This window comes from Comamonas sp. BIGb0152, assembly GCF_024809975.1.
Lineage (GTDB): Bacteria > Pseudomonadota > Gammaproteobacteria > Burkholderiales > Burkholderiaceae_C > Comamonas.
The window spans coordinates 107,746-130,177 of record NZ_JANUDY010000008.1 but is presented as its reverse complement, the minus strand read 5'-3'; the positions used below and the strand labels follow the sequence as shown (position 1 = coordinate 130,177).

The 22,432-nt window shown below is 64.4% G+C and carries 18 protein-coding genes and 1 riboswitch; of the genes, 11 read left to right on the top strand and 7 right to left on the bottom strand.

Translation table 11 applies throughout. The annotated features are described in order from the left end of the window. Positions 1-192 precede the first annotated feature (192 nt). Positions 193-4,095, bottom strand: a complete 3,903-nt coding sequence (locus M2375_RS16095) for a DUF748 domain-containing protein (protein WP_259168876.1) — start codon at positions 4,093-4,095, stop codon at positions 193-195. Between the two features lie 581 nt (positions 4,096-4,676). Next, positions 4,677-4,961: a hypothetical protein gene (locus M2375_RS16090; RefSeq protein WP_259168875.1), complete on the bottom strand. Its 285-nt coding sequence runs from the start codon at positions 4,959-4,961 to the stop codon at positions 4,677-4,679. Positions 4,962-5,455: 494 nt separating this feature from the next. Here M2375_RS16090 and M2375_RS16085 point away from each other — a divergent pair, with 494 nt between their 5' ends. The 3 genes from M2375_RS16085 to nrdR all read left to right on the top strand — a co-directional run bounded on the left by M2375_RS16085 (position 5,456) and on the right by nrdR (position 8,539). After that, complete coding sequence (locus tag M2375_RS16085; protein ID WP_259168874.1) at positions 5,456-6,436, top strand: lytic transglycosylase domain-containing protein; 981 nt, start codon at positions 5,456-5,458, stop codon at positions 6,434-6,436. A 123-nt stretch (positions 6,437-6,559) separates the two neighbouring features. Continuing rightward, positions 6,560-6,722, top strand: a riboswitch (ZMP/ZTP riboswitch). Positions 6,723-6,779: 57 nt separating this feature from the next. Further along, positions 6,780-8,024: a serine hydroxymethyltransferase gene (gene glyA, locus M2375_RS16080; RefSeq protein ID WP_259168872.1), complete on the top strand. Its 1,245-nt coding sequence runs from the start codon at positions 6,780-6,782 to the stop codon at positions 8,022-8,024. 23 nt (positions 8,025-8,047) lie between these two features. Beyond that, positions 8,048-8,539: a transcriptional regulator NrdR gene (gene nrdR, locus M2375_RS16075; RefSeq protein WP_259168871.1), complete on the top strand. Its 492-nt coding sequence runs from the start codon at positions 8,048-8,050 to the stop codon at positions 8,537-8,539. Between the two features lie 92 nt (positions 8,540-8,631). Here the strand turns inward: nrdR and aroC are convergent, their stop codons facing one another. Further along, entirely contained in the window at positions 8,632-9,729 is a 1,098-nt protein-coding gene (gene aroC / locus M2375_RS16070) for a chorismate synthase (protein WP_259168869.1), read from the bottom strand. A 48-nt stretch (positions 9,730-9,777) separates the two neighbouring features. Beyond that, on the bottom strand, positions 9,778-11,256 hold the full coding sequence (locus M2375_RS16065; RefSeq protein WP_259168868.1) for a CoA transferase: 1,479 nt from the start codon (positions 11,254-11,256) through the stop codon (positions 9,778-9,780). 115 nt (positions 11,257-11,371) lie between these two features. On the opposite strand from M2375_RS16065, the gene M2375_RS16060 reads away from it, so the two are divergent. Then, positions 11,372-12,742, top strand: a complete 1,371-nt coding sequence (locus M2375_RS16060; protein WP_259168867.1) for a citrate synthase family protein — start codon at positions 11,372-11,374, stop codon at positions 12,740-12,742. A gap of 115 nt (positions 12,743-12,857) precedes the next feature. Here the strand turns inward: M2375_RS16060 and M2375_RS16055 are convergent, their stop codons facing one another. Beyond that, entirely contained in the window at positions 12,858-13,307 is a 450-nt protein-coding gene (locus M2375_RS16055; RefSeq protein WP_259168866.1) for a CBS domain-containing protein, read from the bottom strand. 161 nt (positions 13,308-13,468) lie between these two features. Here M2375_RS16055 and M2375_RS16050 point away from each other — a divergent pair, with 161 nt between their 5' ends. From M2375_RS16050 to M2375_RS16035, 4 genes are all read left to right on the top strand, one after another. Further along, positions 13,469-14,767 carry an O-acetylhomoserine aminocarboxypropyltransferase gene (locus M2375_RS16050; protein WP_259168865.1) on the top strand — a complete coding sequence of 433 codons (1,299 nt, stop codon included), beginning with the start codon at positions 13,469-13,471 and terminating at the stop codon, positions 14,765-14,767. Next, complete coding sequence (locus M2375_RS16045) at positions 14,767-15,189, top strand: GNAT family acetyltransferase (protein WP_259168997.1); 423 nt, start codon at positions 14,767-14,769, stop codon at positions 15,187-15,189. Before M2375_RS16050 ends, M2375_RS16045 begins: the two co-directional genes overlap by 1 nt. Before the next feature lie 27 nt (positions 15,190-15,216). Beyond that, a complete protein-coding gene (locus M2375_RS16040) occupies positions 15,217-16,029 on the top strand; it encodes an alpha/beta fold hydrolase (RefSeq protein WP_259168863.1) in 813 nt (270 codons plus the stop codon). Between the two features lie 230 nt (positions 16,030-16,259). Then, a complete protein-coding gene (locus tag M2375_RS16035; RefSeq protein ID WP_259168861.1) occupies positions 16,260-17,123 on the top strand; it encodes a PoNe immunity protein domain-containing protein in 864 nt (287 codons plus the stop codon). Between the two features lie 100 nt (positions 17,124-17,223). On the opposite strand, the gene M2375_RS16030 is transcribed toward M2375_RS16035, so the two are convergent. Next, positions 17,224-18,624, bottom strand: coding sequence for a YihY family inner membrane protein (locus tag M2375_RS16030; protein ID WP_259168860.1), 1,401 nt, complete (start codon positions 18,622-18,624; stop codon positions 17,224-17,226). 20 nt (positions 18,625-18,644) lie between these two features. Between M2375_RS16030 and M2375_RS16025 the strand changes: the two genes are divergently transcribed. Together M2375_RS16025 and M2375_RS16020 are read left to right on the top strand one after the other, a co-directional pair. Beyond that, positions 18,645-19,094: a DUF2069 domain-containing protein gene (locus M2375_RS16025; RefSeq protein ID WP_259168859.1), complete on the top strand. Its 450-nt coding sequence runs from the start codon at positions 18,645-18,647 to the stop codon at positions 19,092-19,094. 32 nt (positions 19,095-19,126) lie between these two features. Next, on the top strand, positions 19,127-20,548 hold the full coding sequence (locus M2375_RS16020; protein WP_259168858.1) for an FAD-binding oxidoreductase: 1,422 nt from the start codon (positions 19,127-19,129) through the stop codon (positions 20,546-20,548). Positions 20,549-20,617: 69 nt separating this feature from the next. Here the strand turns inward: M2375_RS16020 and M2375_RS16015 are convergent, their stop codons facing one another. After that, positions 20,618-21,082, bottom strand: a complete 465-nt coding sequence (locus M2375_RS16015; RefSeq protein WP_259168857.1) for a hypothetical protein — start codon at positions 21,080-21,082, stop codon at positions 20,618-20,620. 351 nt (positions 21,083-21,433) lie between these two features. On the opposite strand from M2375_RS16015, the gene M2375_RS16010 reads away from it, so the two are divergent. Next, positions 21,434-22,414: a thymidylate synthase gene (locus M2375_RS16010; protein WP_259168856.1), complete on the top strand. Its 981-nt coding sequence runs from the start codon at positions 21,434-21,436 to the stop codon at positions 22,412-22,414. Positions 22,415-22,432: the final 18 nt, after the last annotated feature.

Genomic DNA, 22,432 nt, shown 5'->3' with positions numbered 1-22,432 from the left:
TGGCACATAAAAAAGAGGGAGGCAGGGCTGGGCCTGCATCCAGGGTGCTATTTTGACCGGGATTGGCAAGGACTCCAAGCACACCGGCATCGCTATAAGGTAATTCCCCAGCCACAGGGCCAAAAACAAAGGGCTGGTGCCCTGCGGCCCAGCCCTTCTGATGGCGCTTGCAGCGCCTGGAGCACCTGGCTCTCAGCGTGGCGCCAGGCTGAGCTGGGCATGCGGTGCCCAGTCCTTGTCCTCGCCAAAGCCTTCGGTCTTGGCATTGCCCAGGAAGAGGCGCTCCAGCTTGACGCCCTTGCTGGCCAGGTAGTCGCGCACGGCCACGCCCCGGGCCAGGGCCAGCTCGCGCATGGCGTTGTCCGGCACGCTGATGCTGGTGAGCAGCAAGGTTTCCATCTCGGCGGTCGGGATGTCGGTGGCCATGCCCACCATGTTGCGCGGCTTTTGGATGTCCGCACGCTTGTACACGTCCTTGAGCAGCGCGGGGTACTCGGCAGCGCTTACCTCCTGCACATCCTCGGGCTTGCCGCCAGCGCGTACCGCGCTGCGGCGCTTTTGCGCCAGTACCAGGTCATCGATGCGCGCCTTGCGCCAGCCGTCCTTTTCGCGCTCCAGATCGGCTTGGCCGGCCACCGTCAGCTGCAGCGCCGGGCGGTCTTCCAGCGCCTTGGCCACCTTGTTCAGGTTGTCCTTGCTGGCGGAGTCAAGCAGCGCGCTGCCGGCGGCAAAAGGCACATGGCTGGCCTCGCTGCCGCCACCAAAGGCACCCGAGAGCAGTGCAAACGGCGAGGTCACGGCCTTCATGATCAGGTTGCCGATGACCTTGAAGATGATGGGCGCCAGGCGGAACTGCGGATCGTTGAGCGAGCCGCTGATGGGCAGGTCCAGGTCGATCACACCATTGCGGTCAGCCAGCAAGGCGACCGCCAGCTTGACGGGCAGGCTGGCCGGCGCGCCCTGCACCGCATCGCCAAAGGTCAGCTGGTTCAGCACCAACTTGTTGCTGGCCGTCAGCATCCCCTCTGGCGTTACGTCGTACTGCACATCCACGCTCATCTTGCCGCGCTCGATGCCATGGCCGGCATACTTGATGCTATACGGCGTCAGCGGCGACAGCTCCAGATCTCGCACCTTGCCATGGATATTGAGGGCCAGCGGCTTGACCAGCGGATTGAGTTGGCCGGTGATCTCCAGCGAAGCGGTGCCTTCGGCCTTGCCGCGCAGCTCCAGGTCGGCCAGCTGCAAGCTGCCCGCCTTGGTCTCAGACGAGAAGGCGCCCATGCGGCCGGCCAGTTCAGACAGGTCTGCCGAGTAGTTGGGCCGCACAAAATGGTCGCTGAACTTGACCGAACCACCGGCCAAGGTGATAGGCCCCATGTCAATGACCGGGCCCGTAGCCGGCTCGGGGCTGGGGGCGGGCGCGGGCACAGCGCCAGCACTGGCCTGGGCAGCCTCTGCCGCCGCAGGGGTGGCGGCCTCCGGCGCTGAGCCCGCGCTGGCGCCCAAATCCTGCAGATTGAGTTTGCCGTTTTCCTGGACCACCAGGCGCGCATAGAAGTCCGTCAAGGCCGTCTCGCCCACCTGGACCTTCATGCGCTGACCCGGCACCATGTCCACGGCCAGGCCCCGCAGGCTCAGCAGTTTCCAGTTCAGCAGGTCATCGCCCGCACCCATCAGCCCCATGCCCAGGGTTCCAGACCGCCCGACCGCTGCAGCTCGGCGCTCGGCAGCCGCTGCGCTGTCCGTGTCGCCCTCCTCGTTGCTGGCAGAGGCTGGCGCAGCCACCAAAGGCCGCACGCGGACATCGTCCAGACCTGCATCCCCTTTCAGCCGCAGCACCGGCCCTTTGTCCGATTGGGCAAAGTCAACCGATCCTCTGAAGCTGGCGTCCGCCCGCATCAGGCGCACCGGTAACACCGCAGCGGCATAGGGCTCAAACGCATGGACGGGCAACTGGCTCACATTCAGGCGGCCCGCCACGGCTAAGGGCAGCAAACCGACGGTTCCTTCATACGCGACCCGACCGGGCTCGGCCCGGCCGCTGCCGATGCGGCCCGAGACTTTGAGCGGCGAGGGCTTGGCCTTGGTAGCCAAAGGCGCAAAGTTGCGCAGCTCCATATCCCAACCCGTCAGCCGCGCGCTCACCTTGCGCGCTGTCGATTCATCCAAAAAGGCCACATTGGCACCCTTGATGGCCAGCAGGTCCAGCTGCACATCCCAGGGTTTGCTGGCCGCCGCACCTGCTTTGGGCTCGGGCACTGGCTTGGACCCGGGCTTGCCGCCGCTTTTGCCTGCTTGCGATGCGGCAAGCCAGTCTTCAAACATCATGCGGCCGCTTTTGTCGCGCGAAACGCCCAGTGCCGGCTCCAGCAATTGCACCGTGCCGAGCTTGACCGTCTGGGCGGCGGTGTCCATCACGCCATCCTTGATCAACAGTTGGCGCAGCTCCAGCAGGTTGTTTTTGCCTTTCAACCCGATTGCCGGCCCATGGGGCGAGGCACAATTGCTGGGGCTGTTGCACTGCAAAGCCACCTGGGACACTTGCAGCTCCGCCAGCTGAATCTTGAGCGCGGCACCATCGCGGCTCAGGTGCATCTGGCTGTCAATCGTGCCCGTCACGCCGGGCTCAATCACCCCGGTGAGGTAGGAGGCGCCCAGCTGCAAAGGCAGGCCGGTGGTGGTCACGTCCACCTCGGCCATCTGGTCCGTCGCCTTGCCGGAAAACACCAGCCGGCCTGTCGACGGCACGCCTTGCGCGCCCGACAGCCCCGATTCGCCGGAGAAGCTGAACGGTTCCTGAAACGGCCAGGCCAGCTGCTGCGCCTCCAGGCTAAAGTCATCGAGCTGCACGCGCGCAGGCAAGGGCACGCTCTCATCCAGCCACACCCCGCGCAAACGGCTCAGCTTGATCGCATCAATCTGCAGCGACCACGGCGTTTTGCTGCTGCTGCTGGCGCTGGCCGGCGCTGGCGCAGCGCCGCTCTCCGCCTGCGGCGCAGCACCAGGGTCCTTGTCCGCCACCGCCTCGCTTTGGCGGCCGGGCAGTGGTTGGCCCTGGGCATCGAGCAGGCTCAGCTGGCCATTCTTGCCCCGCTTGAGGGACAGCTGCGCGCCATCCAGCGCCAGCTGCGAGATATGCACCTTGCCCAGCAGAGGCTGCACATCCGCCAGCTGCACATCGAGCCGCTCCCAGCCCAGCAATTCGCCGTTGGCCGCATCGTGCACCTGCACACCGGTGGCATGCACCTCGCCGCTCAGGCGCACCTGCGTTTTGTCCTGCTGCTCAAAGGCCAGTGCCAGGTCGGCATTGAGCACACCGGCAACCAGCTTGACAGGCAAGGACGCGGGGATATAGGCCAGGTAGGGCTGGAGGTCGAGGTCCTTGATCGCAAATTTGGCCTCGGCCTTGCGGTCGTCGGCAAAGGGCGTGGCCTCGGCACGGCTGGCAAACTGGCTGCCATTGAGTGCAAAGGCCAGCTGGGGCAGCACCTTGATCTCGCGCTTGGACTCGAGGTTGCTCAGAAACGGAATGCCCAGCTGCAGGTCCTTGAGCTCATGGGTCTGGCCCACCGTGTCGTCACGGAACTGCAGTTGGCCCTCTTTCAACTCGATGTTGTAGAGCGCAAAGTGGGCCGTCTTGCCGTCATCGGGCGTCGGCTGCGGGCTGCGCAGCTTTTGCAGTATGTCGTCAAAATCAAATGTGCCCGGCGCAGTCTGCGCAACACGCAGCACCGGCTTGTCCACCTGGATGGCATCGAGCACCGGCGCCAGCCGAAACAGGGACTGGATGTCGGCATCCACATAGATGCGCTCCACCGCCAGCATGGCCGCGCTGCCCGCCTGGGGCCCGGCAATCTGCAGGTCACGCAGCGTCAGCTCCAGCGACCAGGGCTTGAACTCCACCGCCCCGATGTGGACCGCACGGCCCAGCTTTTCCGTGGCGAGCTTCTCACCCTGGGTGCGCAGCAGCCACGGCAATAGCAGCCAGGACAATGCCCACAGCAGCAGCAGCGCCAGCAGGCACCAACCCAGACGGCGTAGCCAGCGCAGGCCCAGGGCTTTTTTCTTGATGGTTTCTTGTGTTTCGCTCACGGCGACGATCCTCAGTCAGAGTCAATACGGCCCAATGCATAAGGCCCCACTGCAGGGACGGCGGCGACAGCCTGTTGCCCAGCGTGGCAGCGGCCTGGCGCGTCCATGGGCCATTGTGCACAAATACGCCGCTGCGGCGACGCTGACTTAGCACACAAAGGCGGCATCTGCGGCTGGTTCACAATCGTTGATGGCGGCGACGCCACAGTCCACCGTCCAAGGAGCGCTGGAACACTGCCTATATATATAGAGGGATGCACGGAGTTTCCATAGCGACGACGCTGAAACCCTGGGCGACCAGCCCAAGGCCCTGGCTTGGATCGAACATGGCTCCCGGCGATCCGCTGCAGGGCCTGCTTTGTCCACCGCTGCGGCAGGCCTGCAAAAGTTGCCCTGCAGTGCATCCCCATTCGCCTCCATCCTCCGCACAGGGCCAGGGTTGTGCCAAAGCGGCTCTTGCTTGGCGCCATCACCCCGGTCAGCGCATCGCCCCCTTCCACGGCGGGCCCGCCAAGCCCGTACAAGACGGCGGGCAGCGCAAAAATCCAACGCCATGGCAGTGATTTTTGGAAAAAAAGCATTTATACCAGGGTACAAATACCAAAAACCTGTGCCGATAGCGGGTTATTGGCATTTTTATCCTGGTTTTTATACAGTTTTTTGATGTTTACAAGCCCATCGACTCCTGCGCAGATGACCGCTTGATGACGAAAGTCGCTCGGCCCAAATGAGGACAGCATTTTCTGCTGCACCCCTGCGCAGGATGGCATCTCACTTGCCAAGCCGCTGCGCGGGGCTGGCGCCGCTTTTAGGCCCGCGATGGCTGGCGGCACAGATAAAAAAAGAGCGTTAAATGCATACAGCATTTGACAAAGATTCAGATTTCAGCAGTTCAACCATCTGCATCACCTTATAAAAAACAGTTGATGCAGGCTATTCAAGCCGCCGCAGCGCTGCGCTGATGGCGGAACCGGTTGGCACTTTTTCCGCCTTCCCGCCGGGTCTTTGCCGCCTTGCCGGCCCCAGCCGCAAACGCCGATGCCCGGTCTTGCTATACACCTTTTCTTATTACTTTTTATTCTGATTTTACAAATCAATAGTGTTGACTGCTTATTAAGCAAGCTTCTAGAATTCACCCCATCGCATTAATTGCTGATTTTTTAGTCAACACCCCTCACGGTGTTTTGATCGTAGCCCCTGACACGCAAGAGCGTGCTTGAAACGACAAAGGGCCGTCTGCAACGCAGACAGCCTGCCGGTGACCGCACAGGACAGTGCGGCTCCACCCTGCCAGACCCCAGCCCGGTGCACTATCCGCCGGGCTATTGGAGGTGGTGGGACTTAGAAAGGAAAAATCCCTATGACGGCTCCCGCGCAAGTGGATGCCGGTGTGCGCTCATTGAGCGCCACCATCAGTCGTGGTCTGATGACCATGGCGCACAACAGTTTTGCTTTGATTGGTCTGGTGGTGGCGTTCTGCGCCCTCACCCTGGTGTCGCGTGATGACCTGCGCCATGCCGGAGAGGCGCAGCTGCGCAGCTGGCTGCAGGCCCGCACCCACACTGCAACGACTCCGGACCTGGCTGGTGCAGAGGCAGAGGCAGAGGCCACCGTGGGCGATGATGCCGCCATGATGGCTGCGGTCGATCGCGCCACGGCCACCAATCCGCAGCAGTTGCCCAGAAACCAGGCAGCTGTCGCTTACTGGCTGGCCAAGAAGTACCGGGTTGCGCCCGAGCCGCTGGCGGTCCTGGTGTCTGAGGCCTACCTGGTCGGCAAGGAAACCAAGCTGGACCCCACCCTGATCCTCGCGATCATGGCTGTCGAATCCAGTTTCAACCCCTTTGCCCAAAGCTCGGTCGGTGCCCAGGGCCTGATGCAGGTGATGACCAAGATCCACACGGACAAGTACGAGAATTTCGGCGGCCACTTTGCGGCCTTCGATCCGGTTACCAATTTGCGCGTGGGCGTCAAGGTGCTGCAAGAGTGCATTGAGCGGGCTGGCTCGCTTGAAGGTGGGCTCAAATACTATGTGGGCGCTGCCAACCTGCCGACCGACGGAGGCTATGCCGCCAAGGTGATGGCCGAGCACTTCCGCATCAAGCAAGTGGCCGATGGCCGTGGCAACGCCCCCAAGGCGCCTATCGCCCCGGCAGCCAAGCCTTCGTTGTCTGCCAAGGCAGAAGCACCCGCAGCTGCAGATACGATGGCCGACAAAGCCAAGGCGGCCAGCAACAGCGCAGCGGCTGGTGTTGCAGAGACGGTTGCCCTGGTCAACAAGCCAAGCTCGCTCCCGGCTGCCGCAAAAGCCGATGCCAGCACGGTGGCCATGGGCTCCTGACCGCCTGGTCTTGACTCCGTCCCCCTGCAAGCACCCATCCGGGTGCTTTTTGCTTTTTGCCCGGAATTGACCGACCCGCACGATAGACCCATTGCCCCAGCCCGCTGTGGCCTCGGCTACACTAGCCGGGTACGCGACTGGCGATAGACATCTGTATGACCGGATTGTTGACGTGGAATGCGGGCCCGGCCTGCAGCAACCACCGGGGAGCGTACCGTGCAGTGCCACGGCGAGCTATTCGCCCGCCGCACCCGCCACGTGTTAGCCGTGCGCCTGGGCAGCCCCTGTTTTTGCCATCTTCACTGCTGGCAGGCAGGGCTCACTACTGACTCCAACGACCGCCATGTACCAACGTAACATTCTTGTCGAACAGACCGACGCAGAACTCTTTGCGGCTATCCAGGCCGAAAACCAGCGCCAAGAGCAGCACATCGAGCTGATCGCCAGCGAAAACTATGCCTCCCCTGCCGTGATGTGGGCCCAGGGCACCCAGCTGACCAACAAGTACGCTGAAGGCTACCCGGGCAAGCGCTACTACGGTGGCTGCGAATTTGTCGATATCGCCGAAAAGCTGGCTATCGACCGCGTCAAGCAACTGTTCGGCGCCGATGCCGCCAACGTGCAGCCCCATTGCGGCGCCTCTGCTAATGAAGCCGTCTTCCTGGCTTTCTTGAAGCCCGGCGACACCATCATGGGCATGAGCCTGGCCGAAGGCGGTCACCTGACCCACGGCATGCCGCTGAACATCTCCGGCAAGTGGTTCAACGTGGTCTCCTACGGCCTCAACGAGAAGGAAGAGCTGGACTACGACGCCATGGAAAAGAAGGCGCACGAGACCAAGCCCAAGCTGATCATTGCCGGCGCCTCGGCCTATTCGCTGGAAATCGACTTTGCCCGCTTTGCCAAGGTGGCCAAGGACGTGGGCGCGATCTTCATGGTGGACATGGCCCACTATGCCGGTCTGATTGCCGCCGGTGAGTACCCCAACCCCGTGCCCCATGCCGACATCGTGACCACCACCACCCACAAGAGCCTGCGCGGCCCCCGTGGCGGCGTGATCCTGATGAAGGCCGAGCACGAAAAGGCCATCAACTCGGCGGTGTTCCCCGGCCTGCAAGGCGGCCCGCTGATGCACGTGATCGCGGCCAAGGCCGTGGCCTTCAAGGAAGCGCTGGCGCCCGAGTTCAAGACCTACGCCCAGCAAGTCAAGACCAATGCCCGCATCGTGGCCCAGACCTTGACCGAGCGCGGCCTGCGCATCATCTCGGGCGGTACCCAAAGCCATTTGATGCTGGTGGACCTGCGCGCCAAGGGCATCACCGGCAAGGAAGCCGAAGCCGTGCTGGGCGCTGCCCACATGACGATCAACAAGAACTCCATCCCCAACGACCCGGAAAAGCCGATGGTCACCAGCGGCATACGTATCGGTACGCCCGCGATGACCACCCGTGGTTTCAAGGACGAAGAGGCGCGCCTGACCGCCAACCTGATCGCCGACGTGCTGGACAACCCGCGTGACGAGGCCAACATTGCTGCCGTGCGCGCCAAGGTCAACGCCCTGACCGCTCGTTTCCCTGTCTACCGTTAATGCGCTGAGCTGCGCCCGCGCCTATGAAATGCCCCTTCTGCAGCCATCCCGACACCCAGGTGGTGGAAACCCGTGTTGCAGAAGACGGCGGCTTTGTACGGCGCAGGCGCCAGTGCGGCCATTGCGAGAAGCGCTTTACCACCTATGAGCGGCCCGAGGTCAGCCTGCCCGTCATCGTCAAAAAGGACGGCAGGCGCATCGACTACGACCGCAGCAAGCTGCGCGGCTCGTTCAGCCTGGCGCTGAGAAAGCGCCCGGTAAGCATTGACAATGTGGATATGGCGCTTGAGCATGTTGAGGACAAACTGCGCACCTTGGGTGCCCGCGAGGTGCAGACCCATCTGATTGGCGAGCTGGTCATGGCCGCGCTGCAAAAATTGGACAAGGTGGCCTACATCCGCTATGCCAGCGTCTACCGCAGCTTCGAGGACATTGACCAGTTCAAGTCCATCGTCGATGAGGTGACCACCCCGCCGCCCGAGCCCAAGAAAGACAGCGCCCGTAAAAAGGACTGAGCCACAAAAAATGCGAACCCCAGGGTTCGCATTTTTGTTGCTGCACTTGCGGCGGCCCGCGCAGACCGCAGATCCGCGCAGCCGCCTCGGCGTTACGGCGCCTCGGCCGCAATCGGCGCCACGCTCAGCACCACATCGCTGTTCTGGGCGCGGTGGCGCAAGGCATGGTCCATCAGCACCATGGCCAGCAAGGCCTCGGCAATCGGTGCCGCGCGGATGCCCACGCAGGGGTCGTGCCGGCCCTTGGTGATGACCTCGGTGCTCTTGCCGTCGGTATCGATCGACTCGCGGGGGCTGATGATCGAGCTGGTGGGCTTGATGGCGATGCGGATCTCGATGTCCTGCCCGGTGCTGATGCCGCCCAGAATGCCGCCGGCATTGTTGCTGCGAAAGCCTTGGGGGCTGAGCGAATCGCCATGCGTGGTGCCGCGCTGGCCCACGCTGTCAAAACCAGCGCCAATCTCCACCGCCTTGACGGCATTGAGCCCCATCATTGCGTAGGCGATATCGGCGTCGAGCTTGTCATACAGCGGCTCGCCCAGACCGACGGGCACACCGCTGGCCTGCACCCGGATCAGCGCGCCACAGGAATCCCCCGCTTTGCGCAGCGCATCCATATAGTCTTCATAGCGGCTAACGTCGGCCACCGGCGCGAAAAACGGGTTGTTGGGCACATGCGCCCAGTCCTCAAACGGCAGGGCCACCTCACCCACCTGCAGCATGCAGGCGCGGAATTCGGTGCCAAACTTCTCTTTCAGCCACTTCTTGGCCACGGCACCAGCGGCCACCGTGGGCGCCGTCAGCCGGGCCGAAGAGCGACCACCGCCGCGCGGATCACGGATACCGTATTTGTGCCAGTAGGCATAGTCGGCATGGCCAGGGCGAAAGCTTTGCGCAATGTTGGAGTAGTCCTTGCTGCGCTGGTCGGTATTGCGGATCAGCAGCGCAATCGGCGTGCCCGTGGTCTTGCCTTCGTAGACGCCCGAGAGGATCTCCACGCTGTCGGGCTCATTGCGCTGGGTGACAAACTTGCTGGTGCCGGGGCGCCGGCGGTCCAGGTCGAACTGGATGTCTGCCTCGCTCAACGCCATGCCGGGTGGGCAGCCGTCAATCACGCAGCCAATCGCCGGGCCATGGGATTCGCCAAAGTTGGTAACAGTAAACAGGGTGCCGAAGGTATTGCCGCTCATAGCCCCGCATTATCACTGATGCCAGTACCCCGCGCAGCCCCGCAGGGCTCACCAGCAGGGCATGTCGCCGCCCGGTGGCTGGCCGGCATGGGGCCAGGCGCTGGGCAGGCCCTGCAGCACAGCGCTGTGGCGTACCGCCTGCAAGTGCCCAAAGCCGGTGTCCAGCGCTTCCAGGTAGGCTGCGCCCGGCACCTCGCCTTGCGCCGGCGCAGCAGGCACCGGCCTTTGGCCCATGGCCTGCAGCCACTGCGCCACCCGCGCCAGCGACACCTGCACATGCCAGCTGCCGCCCACGCTCGCCTGGCGGTAGAGCGCGGCCTGGATGCCAAAGGCCAGCAAAAAGCCCGCGCTGTAATCCAGAATCTGCAGCGGCAGCGCCCGCAACCCATCGCTGCCAAAAGCCTGCCCCTCGGCCCAGTTGATGCCGCAGACCGTCTGCACCAGCGAATCAAAACCGCGCCGGTCGGCCCAAGGGCCGCTGCGCCCATAGGCGGACAGGCTGGCATACACGATGCCGGGGCGCAGCCGGGCGGCGGATGGCGGATCCAGGCCCAGTGCATCCAGCGCGCCGGGCCGGTAGCCCTGCAATAGCACATGGGCCTGGCTTAGCAAAGCTGCCATCTTCGATTGCCCCTCCGTTGATTTCAGGTCCAGCAAAGCCGAACGCTTGCCCCGGCTCAAATCAGCAATGGCCTCGATATTGGGCAGGCCCGGCCCATTGAGCATCAGCACATCGGCCCCCTGCGCCGCCAAGCTGCGCGCCGCCACCGGCCCGGCCAGGATGCGGGTCAGGTCCAGCACGCGCAGGCCATCCAGCGGTCGAGGCTGTGCGGGGGCAGGCCATTCAAGGGGCGCTGCGGGCTTGTCGCTGTCCAGCTGCGTGATGGACACCAAGGGCTGCGCGGCCACCGCTGCGCTTTGCGGATGCGCGCGCCATGCTTGCAGGCTGCGCGCTGCCGCCACCACCAGGCCCAAGGCTGCAGCACGCTCCTCCACGGCTGGCGCCGCCCAGCCCTTTAGCGCCTCTGCCACCTGCTGCCGGGTGGTGGCAGCCCCGGTGGGCAGCCCCAGCAAGCGCAGCACGCCATCGCGGTGGTGCTCAAAATTGGCATGGATGCGCAGCCAGCCCGGCTCACCCAGATCGGCACCACAGGCATACAGGCCCGAGATGGGCGCCCACAAGTTCGGCTGCTGGCCATCGAGTGTGAAATAGCCGCTGCACTCGGCCAGCACATGGCCCACATCCACGGCCACTTGGGGCATGGCCTGGTGCTGGCGGCGCTGGTAAATCAGCGCGCTCGCCAAGCTGCTGGCAGCCACGCCAGCCGGTGCGGCAACATCCAGGCAAAAGCTCGATGGATAGGCCCGGCCATCGCCGCTGAGTGCCAAGCCGCTCTCGTCCCCAGCCAGGTCGGGCAGGCCGGCCTGCTGCCAGAGCGTTTGCACGGCATCGCGTATGGCGGCATGCAGCAGGCCATGGGCTGCATCGGTGGTAGTGTTTGTGGTGGCGGTGGTGGTAGCGGGCAAGGCATTCTCCGGATTGGGACTGAACTGCTGCCATTGCAAGCCCGCCTGCGCCAGCGGTCAATCTTGATTGGCCGGGTACACATGCAAGGCCGCCCGCACTGCAGTAGCATGGCCCATGGACCGCGCCCCACCAGCCCCAGCCCCAGCACCCGCCAGCCACCATGACAGCCCCTGGCTCGACAGCCAGCAAGCCGCTGCGCTGCTGGGCGTGCAGCGCGCCAGTCTCTACGCCTATGTCAGCCGGGGCCTGCTGCGGGCACATACGCAGCCGGGCCAGCGCGGCCATGTCTATGCCCGCATCGATGTGCAGCGCCTGGCGCGCCAGCGGCAAACCGTTCGCAACCCAGCAAGGCTGGCCCGCTCAACGCTGGACTGGGGCACGCCGGTGCTGCATTCGGCCATCACCCAGGTCGCCGGCGGCCAGCTGTACTACCGGGGCCGCAACGCGCTGCAATGGGCGCAGCATGCGGGGCTGGAGGAAACCGCCGCACTGCTGCTGGGCCAAGAGCCCAGCCCCGCGCCGCACACCCGCGAGGCAGGCGCAACCCCTGAGCCGGTAGCCGCAGCGCATCGGGCCAGGCCGCCGTCCGCGCCCTTGCCCCCGGCCGCGCAAGCACTCAGCGCCTGGCACAGCCTGCCGGCCCAGGAGCCAGACGCGCACGACCCTAGCTGGCCAACGCGGTTGCTGCAACAGATGCGCTGGGTGCTGACCGGCCTGCCGGCCGATGCGGCGGCGGCGGTAGCGGGGGTAGCGGCGGCCCAAGCCGAGCAGCGCATGCCGGTTCATGTGCAACTGGCCACTGCCTGGCAACTGGATGCGGCAGGCCAACACACCCTGCGCCAAGCCTTGGTGCTGTGCGCTGACCATGAACTCAATGCCTCCAGCTTTGCGGCGCGGGTGGTGGCCTCAACGGGCGCCAGCCTCCATGCCAGCCTGGGCGCAGGCCTGGCGGCACTGACAGGACCGCTGCACGGGGGGATGACGGCGGTCATCGACCAGCACTGGGACGAGTGGCATGCTGCGCCGCAAGCCAGCGCCACGCTGCCCGCATCGCTGGGCCAGCTGCTGGCCGACACCCGCAGCAGCGGCAGCCCGCATTACTGCGCCGGCTTTGGCCATCCACTCTACCCAGCGGGCGACCCGCGCAGCCAGCGGCTGCTGAGCCTGCTGGCACACGACCCCCATCGCAGCAGCCTGCTGGATTCCGTCCACCGCCACACGGGCCTGCATCCCAGCCTGGACTATGCGCTGGTCGCCATCCAGCGCAGCCTGGGTCTGCCGGCAGGCGCGGCCTTTGTGCTGTTTGCACTGGGCCGCACGGCCGGCTGGTTGGCGCACGCGCTGGAGCAGCGCCAAAGCGGCCAACTGATCCGCCCCCGGGCGCAGTACGTTGGGCTGCCTGCAGAGCCGGCGCAACAGGCCAAGGACACCGCCGCAGCCAGCGACACGCTCGGCGCCCTTCCCGGGCGCATCATCCGCTTTTGATGCCAGCCTTGGTGGCTGCGCACTGTGGGCTTGCACCAGGCGTAAAAAAGCGGCCTCGCGGGCCGCTGGGTGGGCGGATGACCGGCTTGCACGCCCAGCTGCGCCGGTCAGGCACTCAATCGGATTCGCCGTCCACCGGCCAGTCGCGGATATAGGCCTTGAGCATCTTGTTCTCGAAGTTCTGGCTGTCAACGACGGCCTTGGCCACGTCGTAGAAGCTGATCACGCCCATCAGCATTTTCTTGTCCATCACCGGCATGTAGCGGGCATGGCGGTCTAGCATCATGCGGCGCACCTCGTCCATGTCGGTTTCCATCGTGCAGGTGAGCGGTGCATCGTCCATCACGCTGCGTACAAGAATATTGCCTGCCGTGCCGCCGTTGTTGACGATGGCCACAATCACTTCGCGGAAGGTCAGCATGCCCACGATATCGCCGTGCTCCATCACCACCAGCGAGCCGATGTCTTTCTCGGCCATGGTCTGGATCGCATCGCCCAGCGGGTCGTTGACGCTGGCCGTGTAGAGGGTGTTGCCTTTGAGGCGGAGGATATCGCTGACTTTCATGGGTGTCTCCTTTTACCGTTCTCATCCACGCGGGTTGCGGCCCATTGTGGCCCTTTGTGGCCTGTTGCATGCACACGCATCGGCGACAGGCCCGCCAGCGCAGGTCTGCTAAATATAGCCGACAATGCCCGTCCAGAACGACAACATCACGGAGATACGCCATGCCCGGCTATACCGATCCCGGCTTTGACACCCTGAGTCTGCACGCCGGCGCCCAGCCAGACCCTGCCACCGGGGCCCGCGCCGTCCCCATCCACCTGACCACCTCCTTCGTCTTCGAATCCAGCGACCACGCGGCCAGCCTGTTCAACCTGGAGCGCCCCGGCCACGTCTACAGCCGCATCAGCAACCCCACCAATGCGGTGCTCGAGCAGCGCGTGTCGGCACTCGAAGGCGGCGTAGGCGCCATTGCCGTCGCCAGCGGCCAGGCGGCACTGCACCTGTCGATTGCCACCTTGATGGGCGCGGGCAGCCATATCGTTGCCAGCACCGCACTTTATGGCGGCAGCCAGAACCTGCTGCACTACACGCTGGCCCGCTTTGGCATCGAGACGACCTTTGTCAAACCCGGCGACATCGATGGCTGGCGCGCTGCCGTGCGGCCCAACACCAAGCTGTTCTTTGGCGAGACCGTGGGCAACCCGGGCCTCGATGTGCTGGACATCCCCACGGTCTCGGCCATCGCGCACGAGGCCGGCGTGCCCCTGCTGGTGGACTCCACCCTGACCTCGCCCTGGCTGATCAAACCCTTTGAGCACGGCGCCGACATCGTCTACCACTCGGCCACCAAGTTCCTCTCGGGCCATGGCACCGTCATCGGCGGCATCGTGGTCGATGGCGGCAGCTTTGACTGGGAAAAATCCGGCCGCTTTCCCGAGCTGACCGAGCCCTATGACGGCTTTCACAACATGGTGTTCAGCGAAGAGTCCACGACCGGCGCCTTCTTGCTGCGCGCCCGGCGCGAAGGCCTGCGCGACTTTGGCGCCTGCATGAGCCCGCACAGCGCCTGGCTGATCTTGCAAGGCATTGAGACCTTGCCGCTGCGCATGGAGCGCCACATGCGCAACACCGAAAAGGTGGTGCAATTTCTGGCCAGCCACCCCATGGTCAGCCGGGTCGGCCACCCCATGCTGGAGAGCCACACGTCATACGCGCTGGCGCAAAAGCTGCTGCCGCGTGGCGCGGGCTCGGTGTTCAGCTTTGACATCGCCGGCAACCGCAACCAGGGCAAAAAGTTCATCGAGACGCTCAAGGTCTTTAGCCACCTGGCCAATGTGGGCGATTGCCGCTCCCTGGTCATCCACCCGGCCAGCACCACGCATTTCCGCATGCAGGACGACGCCCTGCTGCAAGCGGGCATCAGCCAGGGCACCATCCGCCTGTCCATCGGCCTCGAGGATGCCGAGGACCTGATCGATGACTTGAAGCGCGCGCTCAAAGCCGCAGAGAAGGCCGCATGATGGAGATCCGCGCCTTTGCATCACCAGATACGCCAGCAGTGATCCAGCTCTGGCAGGACTGCGGCCTCTACCGTCCCTGGAACGATCCGCACAAAGACATAGCGCGCAAGCTCAGCGTCTCGCCCGAGCTGTTCTGGGTCGGTGTCGATGCCCAGGGCCAGGTGATGGCCAGCATCATAGTTGGCTACGACGGCCACCGGGGCTGGATCAACTACCTGGCCGTCCACCCCGCACACCAACGCCAGGGCCATGCCAGGCAGCTGATGCAGCAGGCCGAAGCGGCGCTCACTGCGCTGGGCTGCCCCAAGCTCAACTTGCAGGTGCGCAGCGGCAACGAGGCGGTGATCGCCTTCTACGAAAGCCTGGGTTACAGCAACGACCAGACCGTGAGCCTGGGCAAACGCCTGATTGCTGACATCTAGCCTCAGCCACACCATCGGAACACAGACATGCGAATCCAAGTTCAAGGTGCCGACCTTTATGCCTACACCGGCGGCAAAGCCTTCGATGCCAGCCAGCCCACGGCCCTCTTCATCCACGGTGTGCTTTGCGACCACAGCGTCTGGGCGCTGCAAAGCCGCTACCTGGCCAACCACGGCTGGAATGTGCTGGCCATTGACCTGCCCGGCCACTGCAAAAGCACGGGCGAGGCGCCGCAAAGTGTGGAGCAAGCCGCCCAATTCATCGAACAGCTCCTGGATGCGGCAGGCCTGCAACAGGCCGCGCTGATTGGCCACAGCTGGGGCAGCTTGATTGCCATGGAAGCAGCCGCACGCTTGGGCGCGCGCATCAGCCATCTGGCCTTGGTGGGCACCGCCGCTCCGATGAAGGTAGCACCCGCCTTGCTGGACCAGGCCCTGCATGCACCAGACCAGGCCATCCGCTTGGTGCAAACCTTCTCGCGGGCCACCTTGGCGCCACCATCGGGTGCCGGCAGCTGGGTGTTTGGCGCCGGCATGGCCCTGGCCCGCCGGGTACAGGCCAGCAACCCACACACCAACTTGCTGCACACCGGCTTTGTGGCCTGCGACCGCTACAGCAACGGCCCCCATGCGATGGCGGCCCTGGCCTGCCCGGTGCTGTTTGTGCTGGGCGAGCAAGACCAGATGACGCCGGCCAAGGCCGCTCGCAGCCTGGTGGATGCAGCCCAGGCTGCCGGCAAGCAGGTGCGCGTCGAGATGGTTCCCAACGGCCACAACCAGATGGCTGAATCACCGGATGCCACCCTGTTTGCCCTCCACCGCTTTCTGAGCGCCCCGTAGCGGCTTGCCTGCCGTCCCCGGCCGTGGTGTTGGCCAGGTTCGTCGCCTTTGCCTTTGCATAATTGCTTTTGTTTTTATAGCAGGAGATCAAGTATGTATCTCGCGTAATAAGGCGTAAGCCTCTGCTCAAAACGGCGACCCAGCTTTGTAAATGCGTTAGCCTATCTGTTCGGCCAATGGAGGCCGCATCGTTTCACCGCTACCAGGCGCGAACCGGATAGACAGGATTTATGCACTACACGGCCCTCCCCAGCTTGCTCAAACACTGCCAGGCACAGCCCTGGCATTTGTTGCGCCCCCGTCTGCCGATGGATGTGGATCGCTGGGCAGAGACCTGGGCCGACCGGCTGGCCAACCTGCATGAGTTTGCCAGCCACGGTTACTACGGCCTCGATGTGCAGGACCTGGACGCCGACAGCCAGCGTGCGGCACGCAATGGCTGGCGCCGGGCGGCACTGCAGTCGCTGGCGTTGCTCGACCTGGCCTACAGCCGTGGCCTGCCCCCGCGCTCCATGGAAAGCCTGTTCGAGCATGTCTTGCACTGGTGCAATGAATACGCGGGCTTCCTGCGCAGTGATGCCGGCCTTGCAAGCCAGCTGCGCCAGCCCATCGATCCCGTCTCCAACAACTATCCGGCAGCAGTGCAACTGCTGGCCATGCCCGTATTGTTGGAGCGCCAGGAGCTGATCCCCGGCATTGTCGAGCGCCTGCTGGGCAACCGCTGCGACTGCCTGCTCGACTACCTGAGCGCTGTCGCCTGCGACAAGGAAGAGGCCTCCGCCCAGGTGTTCTGCCCCAAGCCCTATGCCGATCTGATGGCCTTCTTCGAGCCAACGGAGCTGGGCACCGAGCCTTTGCAGCACTACCTTGACACGCATTACAGCAGCCAGCCCCATCCGGCGCTTGCCGCCATTGGCCGGCTGATTGGCATCGGCGAGCAGCACCCCCACTGGGCCTGGGAGGTCGCTGCGCTGGTGGTGCTCTATGAGCTCGACGACAGCAGGCTGAGCGCCTATACCTGCTACCCCGCCGATATGGTGGCCCTGGCCCGCCAGCGCTTGGCCGTCAATGAGCTGAGCTTTGCCGCCCACTGAGCGGGGCGCGTGCCATGCGGCTCTGTCTGTCTGTCTGTCTGTCGGGTGGGTGCCCGGCTAGCCGCCCGATCTAGCGCATTAATTGCTGGGGCATCAAGCCTCAAGCCTTGACCGGCGCCGCTTGCAGCGCATCATCCGGGGCCTGGTCTAGCGCCTGCGCTGGCCCATCGGCCTCAGGCGCTTGCGCAGGCGCTTCATCGGGCAGCCACTGGCGGCGTTCCAGCAGTGCAATCAAGGCCATCTGGTCCAGACCGCTGTGCCACCACAGCGGCTCGGTCGCCTCGTTCCTGTCCAGCATCAGGGCCGCGACCAAGGGGGCAGCCAAGGTCTGGGCCGGCTCAATCAGCAGCACATAGCGCATGTCCTGCTGGCTCTCTGTCCCTCCGGTGGCGGACCTGCGTTCATCCACATCGACCACCGCCCCCACCCAGTCCAGCTGGCACAGCACATCCAAGGCGCGGTGCAGTTGCACATCCTCCACCTGCAGGCCCTTGGCCAGCTGGTGCAGGTACAGGCCCTTCTCGGGCTGGTAGCGCATCAGGTTGAGCGCGCGCAGGCATTCCAGCGCCAGCTGAAAATCCCAGCTCTGGGCCAGCGGCAGCCGCGCCACACCGGCCAACAGGCTGGGCAGATAGGCGGCGACCACGGCGCCCAGCAGCACAATCACCCAGGCCACATAAATCCAGATCAGCAAAATCGGCAAGGTGGCAAAGGTGCCGTAGATGGTCGAGTAGGTGGGCACATGCACCAGGTACAAGGTCAGCACCTTCTTGGCCACCTCGATGCCTACGGCCACAAACAGGCCGCCGGCCAGCGCATCGCGCCAGCGCACATGGGTGTTGGGCACATAGCGGTACATGGCGGTCACGCCCGATGCCAAGAGCACAAACTCCAGCGAATCAAAGGCCAGGCGGATGAGGTACGGCAACTCGCCAATTGCGCTGCGCGAGGCGGCCACCACTGACGAGGTCAGCACCAGACTGGAGGCCAGCACCAGGGGGCCCAGTGAGATGGCGGCCCAGTAAATCAACACCCGCTGGCCCAGTGGCCGCAACTGGCGCACGCGCCAGATGTTGTTGAGCGTGCGGTCCATGGTCAGAATCAGCGCCAGCGCCGTCACCAGCAAAAAGCTCAGGCCCGCCAGGCCCAGGCGGCTGGCCTTGGAGGCAAACTGCGTGATGTAGCCCAGCACCTGGCTGGCAATGCTGCTGGGGATCAGGCTTTCAATCAGCCAGCGCTGCAATTGGGCCTCGACCGTGGCAAACATCGGAAAAGCCGTCAGCAACGCCAGCGCCACGGTAAAAAAAGGCACCAGGGCCAGCATGGTGGTAAAGGTCAGGCTGCTGGCCGTCAGCCCCAGGCGGTCTTCCCCAAAGCGCGTGCGCAAGGTATTGACCGTATTGCGCCAGGGGAATGCAGCGAACTGCTGCCACCACAAGGCCCATCCCTGGGGCGGTTGCACCTGCAAAGATGCCGCGTTTTTCTCATCACAGACGTACATACCGATATGATGCCATTTCCATGCCCACATCCCTGCCTGAAACAGCCGCTAATCTGCCTGATTTGGTAACCTCTGCCCCAGCAAACGCCGCTGCGCAGTACTCGCGCTGGCTGGCTGTCTTTTCGTTGATGGCCCTGGTGCTGCTGTGCCTGGCCTGGGAGCTGTGGTTGGCGCCCTTGCGGCCGGGCGGCTCCTGGCTGGTGCTCAAGGCCTTGCCGCTGTGCATTCCGCTGGCCGGCCTGCTCAAACACCGTATGTATACCTACCGCTGGCTCAGCCTGCTGGTGTGGCTCTATTTTGTCGAAGGCGTGGTGCGCGCCTGGGGCGATGCCCCGCCCAGCCGCTGGTGCGCGCTGGCCGAGATCGCACTGTGCCTGCTGCTGTTTGCAGCCTGCGTGATGCACATCCGGGGCCGCCAGCGGGCCGTTACGCCTGCGCCTGCGCCCGCAGCAGCCGCCACCACCTCTTAGACCCCTTTTCTTTTCCATTGTTGAGACATCCAATGACCGACCTGATTGCGAGCTTGCGCCAGATTGTGGGCGATGCCCATGTGCTTACCGAGGGCGACCTGAGCGCCTACGAACAGGACTGGCGCCGCCGCGTCCACGGCAAGGCATTGGCGGTGGTGCGCCCCGCCAACACCGCGCAAGTGGCAGCCGTCGTCAAGGCCTGCGCGGCCAACGGCACCTCCATCGTGCCCCAGGGCGGCAACACGGGCCTGGTCGTGGGCTCAACGCCCGATACCTCGGGCCAGCAAGTGGTGCTCAACCTGGGCCGCATGCAGGCCATCCGCGCCATCGACAAAGATAACCTGACCGTCACGGTCGAGGCCGGCTGCATTCTGCAAACCCTGCAAGAGCGCTGCGAGGGCCAGGGCTATTTGTTCCCGCTGTCGCTGGCGGCCGAAGGCAGCTGCACCATCGGCGGCAACCTGGGCACCAATGCCGGCGGCACCCAGGTCGTGCGCTACGGCAACACGCGCGAGCTGTGTCTGGGCCTGGAGGTGGTCAATGCCCAAGGCGAAATCTGGGAAGGCCTTAAAGGCCTGCGCAAGGACAACACCGGCTACGACCTGCGCAACCTCTTTATCGGCAGCGAAGGCACCTTGGGCATCATCACCGCCGCCACGATGAAGATCTACCCCATGCCCGCCAGCCAGCTCACCGCCTGGGCAGCCTTGCCATCGTTTGATGCCGCCGTGCGCCTGCTGGCGCTGGCGCACCAGTACCTGGGAGCGGGCCTGACCGGCTTTGAGGTGATGAACCGCTTTGCGCTGACCCTGGTGGACAAGCACATGCCCCAGCTGCGCGTGCCCTTTATCGACAACCCCGCCTTCCCCTACGCCGTGGTGCTGGAGAACTCCGACAGCGAATCCGAGGAGCATGCGCGTAGCCGCTTCGAGGCCTTGATGGAAGCCGCGTTTGAGCAGGAAATCGTGCTGGACGCCGTCGTGGCCGAGAACCTGGGCCAGGCCCACAACCTCTGGCATATCCGCGAAAGCATTCCGCTCGCCCAGGTTGAGGAAGGCCTGAACATCAAGCACGATATTTCCGTGCCCATCTCGCGCATCCCGGAGTTTGTCGAGCATGCCACCCAGGTGCTGAACGACAAGGTGCCGGGCATGCGCCTGGTCAACTTTGGCCACCTGGGTGACGGCAATCTGCACTTCAACGTGCAAGCGCCCGAGGGCGTGGATGCCAAGCAGTTCCTGGATGAGCGCGAGCACGAGGTCAACCACATCGTCTATGACGCGGTCGCTGCGTTTGGCGGCTCGATCTCGGCCGAGCACGGCATCGGCACGCTCAAGGTCGACACCTTGCCGCAGTACCAGTCGCCGGTGGCCTTGTCGATGATGCGTGCGGTAAAAGCCGCGCTGGACCCGCAGAACATCATGAACCCGCATGCGATGATCACACGCGGCTAAAAGCCAAGCGCCACAACAAAACAGGGCGGCCCTCGATGAGGTGCCGCCCTGTTTTTTGGTGGGGGACGATTACGACGCGGGCGTGCCCACCGCGTTGCTGATCATCTGGTTGACCTCCTTGGGCCAGGAGAACGCTGCGCCCGGGTCTTGCACCACGCGCGGCTGGCCATCCTGCAGCCACCAGATACGCATGGTGTTGCTCTTGGCATCCATGGCCACCGCAGCGGCATTCTGGCCGCCATCGTGCTGGCGGTTGCCAGTGATGTAGTAGACGGAGCCCTGCTTGCTCAGCGGCCCGGTCACCTGCATGTTCTGCATGAATACTGCGCGGTGCTCGCCCAGCAAATGCTGCATGCGCGCGGCCATCACGCCCTGCTGCAAAAACGCGGCCTCATGCGGGTACTGGCCCACCTGGGCCTGCAGCTGGTTCCAGGCCTGCTGGCCGCTGCGGTCCGTGCCACCCGGCGTGGTCTGGCAGCCGGCCAGCGCCAGCGCTGCCGCCGCACCCAGGGCCAGGCCCCATTTCTTCGTCATCATCCACATATGCATCCTTGTCAGCGTTTGCAGCGCCCTCTCCTGCGCCTGCAAACTGTCGATGTCCCACCGCCCACCTGCGCTTGCCGCCGCATTGCGCGGCCGGCCCCGGTGGGCCCGGGCGCCAAAGCCGACACCCTACACCAATTTCCGGGCGGCCAGGGCGATCGCAGACATCGCCCACATGGGCTTATCCTTACGGCCTACGCAACAAGGGCTGCCGTCGTACAGTAGGCCCTTTGGGCCTTGCACCTGCCCCGCCCCCTTGATCGCATCGATCACGCCGGGCCAGGCGCCGCCTCACCAGGCCGCGATGCGGCAAGACCCCACTCTCGATCAGGCCAGAAGAACATGAAGCAATACCTCCAACTCGTCCAGAACATCCTGGACCAAGGCTCCTGGCAGTCCAACCGCACAGGCATACGCACGCTCAGCATGCCCGGCGCCATGCTCAAGTTTGATCTGCAGCAAGGCTTTCCGGCCGTCACCACTAAGAAGCTGGCCTTCAAATCCGCCATCGGCGAGATGGTGGGTTTTCTGCGCGCAGCGCGCAGCGCGGCGGATTTCCGCGCACTGGGCTGCAAAGTCTGGGACCAAAACGCCAATGAAAACCAGGCCTGGCTGGCCAACCCCTACCGCCTCGAGGCCGACGACCTGGGCCCCGTCTACGGCGTGCAATGGCGCCAGTGGCCGGCCTACAAGCTGATCGACCTGGCCCAGCCCCAAAGCCAGGCCCAGATTGCTGATGCACTGGCCAAGGGTTACACCCAGATTGGCGAGGTGAACGACGACAACAAGCGCCAGATCGTGCTCTACAAGGCCATCGACCAGCTGCGCCAGTGTCTGGACACCATCATGAGCGACCCGGGCAGCCGCCGCATCCTGTTCCACGGCTGGAACTGGGCCCAGCTCGAAGAAATGGCACTGCCCCCCTGCCACCTGCTCTACCAGTTCCTGGTCGACCAAAGCAAGCGCGAAATCTCGCTGTGCCTCTATATCCGCAGCAATGATGTCGGCCTGGGCACCCCTTTCAACCTGACCGAAGGCGCGGCACTGCTGCACCTGATGGGGCGTCTGAGCGGCTACACCCCGCGCTGGTTCACCTACTTTATCGGTGATGCCCACATCTACGAAAACCACCTGGACATGCTGCAAGAGCAGCTCAAGCGCGAGCCCTTTGAGGCCCCCAAGCTGGTGCTCTCGGACCGCATCCCCGACTACGCAGTCACCGGCCAATACGCGCCCGAATGGCTGGAGCAGGTGGAGCCCTCGGACTTTTGGCTGGAAGGCTACCAGCACCATGCGCCATTGACGGCGCCAATGGCCGTCTAAGCACACACGCCCGCAATC

What these genes read in the sequence shown, in the direction of transcription:
- M2375_RS16090 (WP_259168875.1), bottom strand. Translation starts at nt 4,961, where the DNA reads ATGCTGTATGCATTTAACGCTCTTTTTTTATCTGTGCCGCCAGCCATC.
- M2375_RS16085 (WP_259168874.1), top strand. Translation starts at nt 5,456, where the DNA reads ATGACGGCTCCCGCGCAAGTGGATGCCGGTGTGCGCTCATTGAGCGCC.
- glyA (WP_259168872.1), top strand. Translation starts at nt 6,780, where the DNA reads ATGTACCAACGTAACATTCTTGTCGAACAGACCGACGCAGAACTCTTT.
- nrdR (WP_259168871.1), top strand. Translation starts at nt 8,048, where the DNA reads ATGAAATGCCCCTTCTGCAGCCATCCCGACACCCAGGTGGTGGAAACC.
- aroC (WP_259168869.1), bottom strand. Translation starts at nt 9,729, where the DNA reads ATGAGCGGCAATACCTTCGGCACCCTGTTTACTGTTACCAACTTTGGC.
- M2375_RS16060 (WP_259168867.1), top strand. Translation starts at nt 11,372, where the DNA reads ATGGACCGCGCCCCACCAGCCCCAGCCCCAGCACCCGCCAGCCACCAT.
- M2375_RS16055 (WP_259168866.1), bottom strand. Translation starts at nt 13,307, where the DNA reads ATGAAAGTCAGCGATATCCTCCGCCTCAAAGGCAACACCCTCTACACG.
- M2375_RS16050 (WP_259168865.1), top strand. Translation starts at nt 13,469, where the DNA reads ATGCCCGGCTATACCGATCCCGGCTTTGACACCCTGAGTCTGCACGCC.
- M2375_RS16045 (WP_259168997.1), top strand. Translation starts at nt 14,767, where the DNA reads ATGGAGATCCGCGCCTTTGCATCACCAGATACGCCAGCAGTGATCCAG.
- M2375_RS16040 (WP_259168863.1), top strand. Translation starts at nt 15,217, where the DNA reads ATGCGAATCCAAGTTCAAGGTGCCGACCTTTATGCCTACACCGGCGGC.
- M2375_RS16035 (WP_259168861.1), top strand. Translation starts at nt 16,260, where the DNA reads ATGCACTACACGGCCCTCCCCAGCTTGCTCAAACACTGCCAGGCACAG.
- M2375_RS16030 (WP_259168860.1), bottom strand. Translation starts at nt 18,624, where the DNA reads ATGTACGTCTGTGATGAGAAAAACGCGGCATCTTTGCAGGTGCAACCG.
- M2375_RS16025 (WP_259168859.1), top strand. Translation starts at nt 18,645, where the DNA reads ATGCCCACATCCCTGCCTGAAACAGCCGCTAATCTGCCTGATTTGGTA.
- M2375_RS16020 (WP_259168858.1), top strand. Translation starts at nt 19,127, where the DNA reads ATGACCGACCTGATTGCGAGCTTGCGCCAGATTGTGGGCGATGCCCAT.
- M2375_RS16015 (WP_259168857.1), bottom strand. Translation starts at nt 21,082, where the DNA reads ATGACGAAGAAATGGGGCCTGGCCCTGGGTGCGGCGGCAGCGCTGGCG.
- M2375_RS16010 (WP_259168856.1), top strand. Translation starts at nt 21,434, where the DNA reads ATGAAGCAATACCTCCAACTCGTCCAGAACATCCTGGACCAAGGCTCC.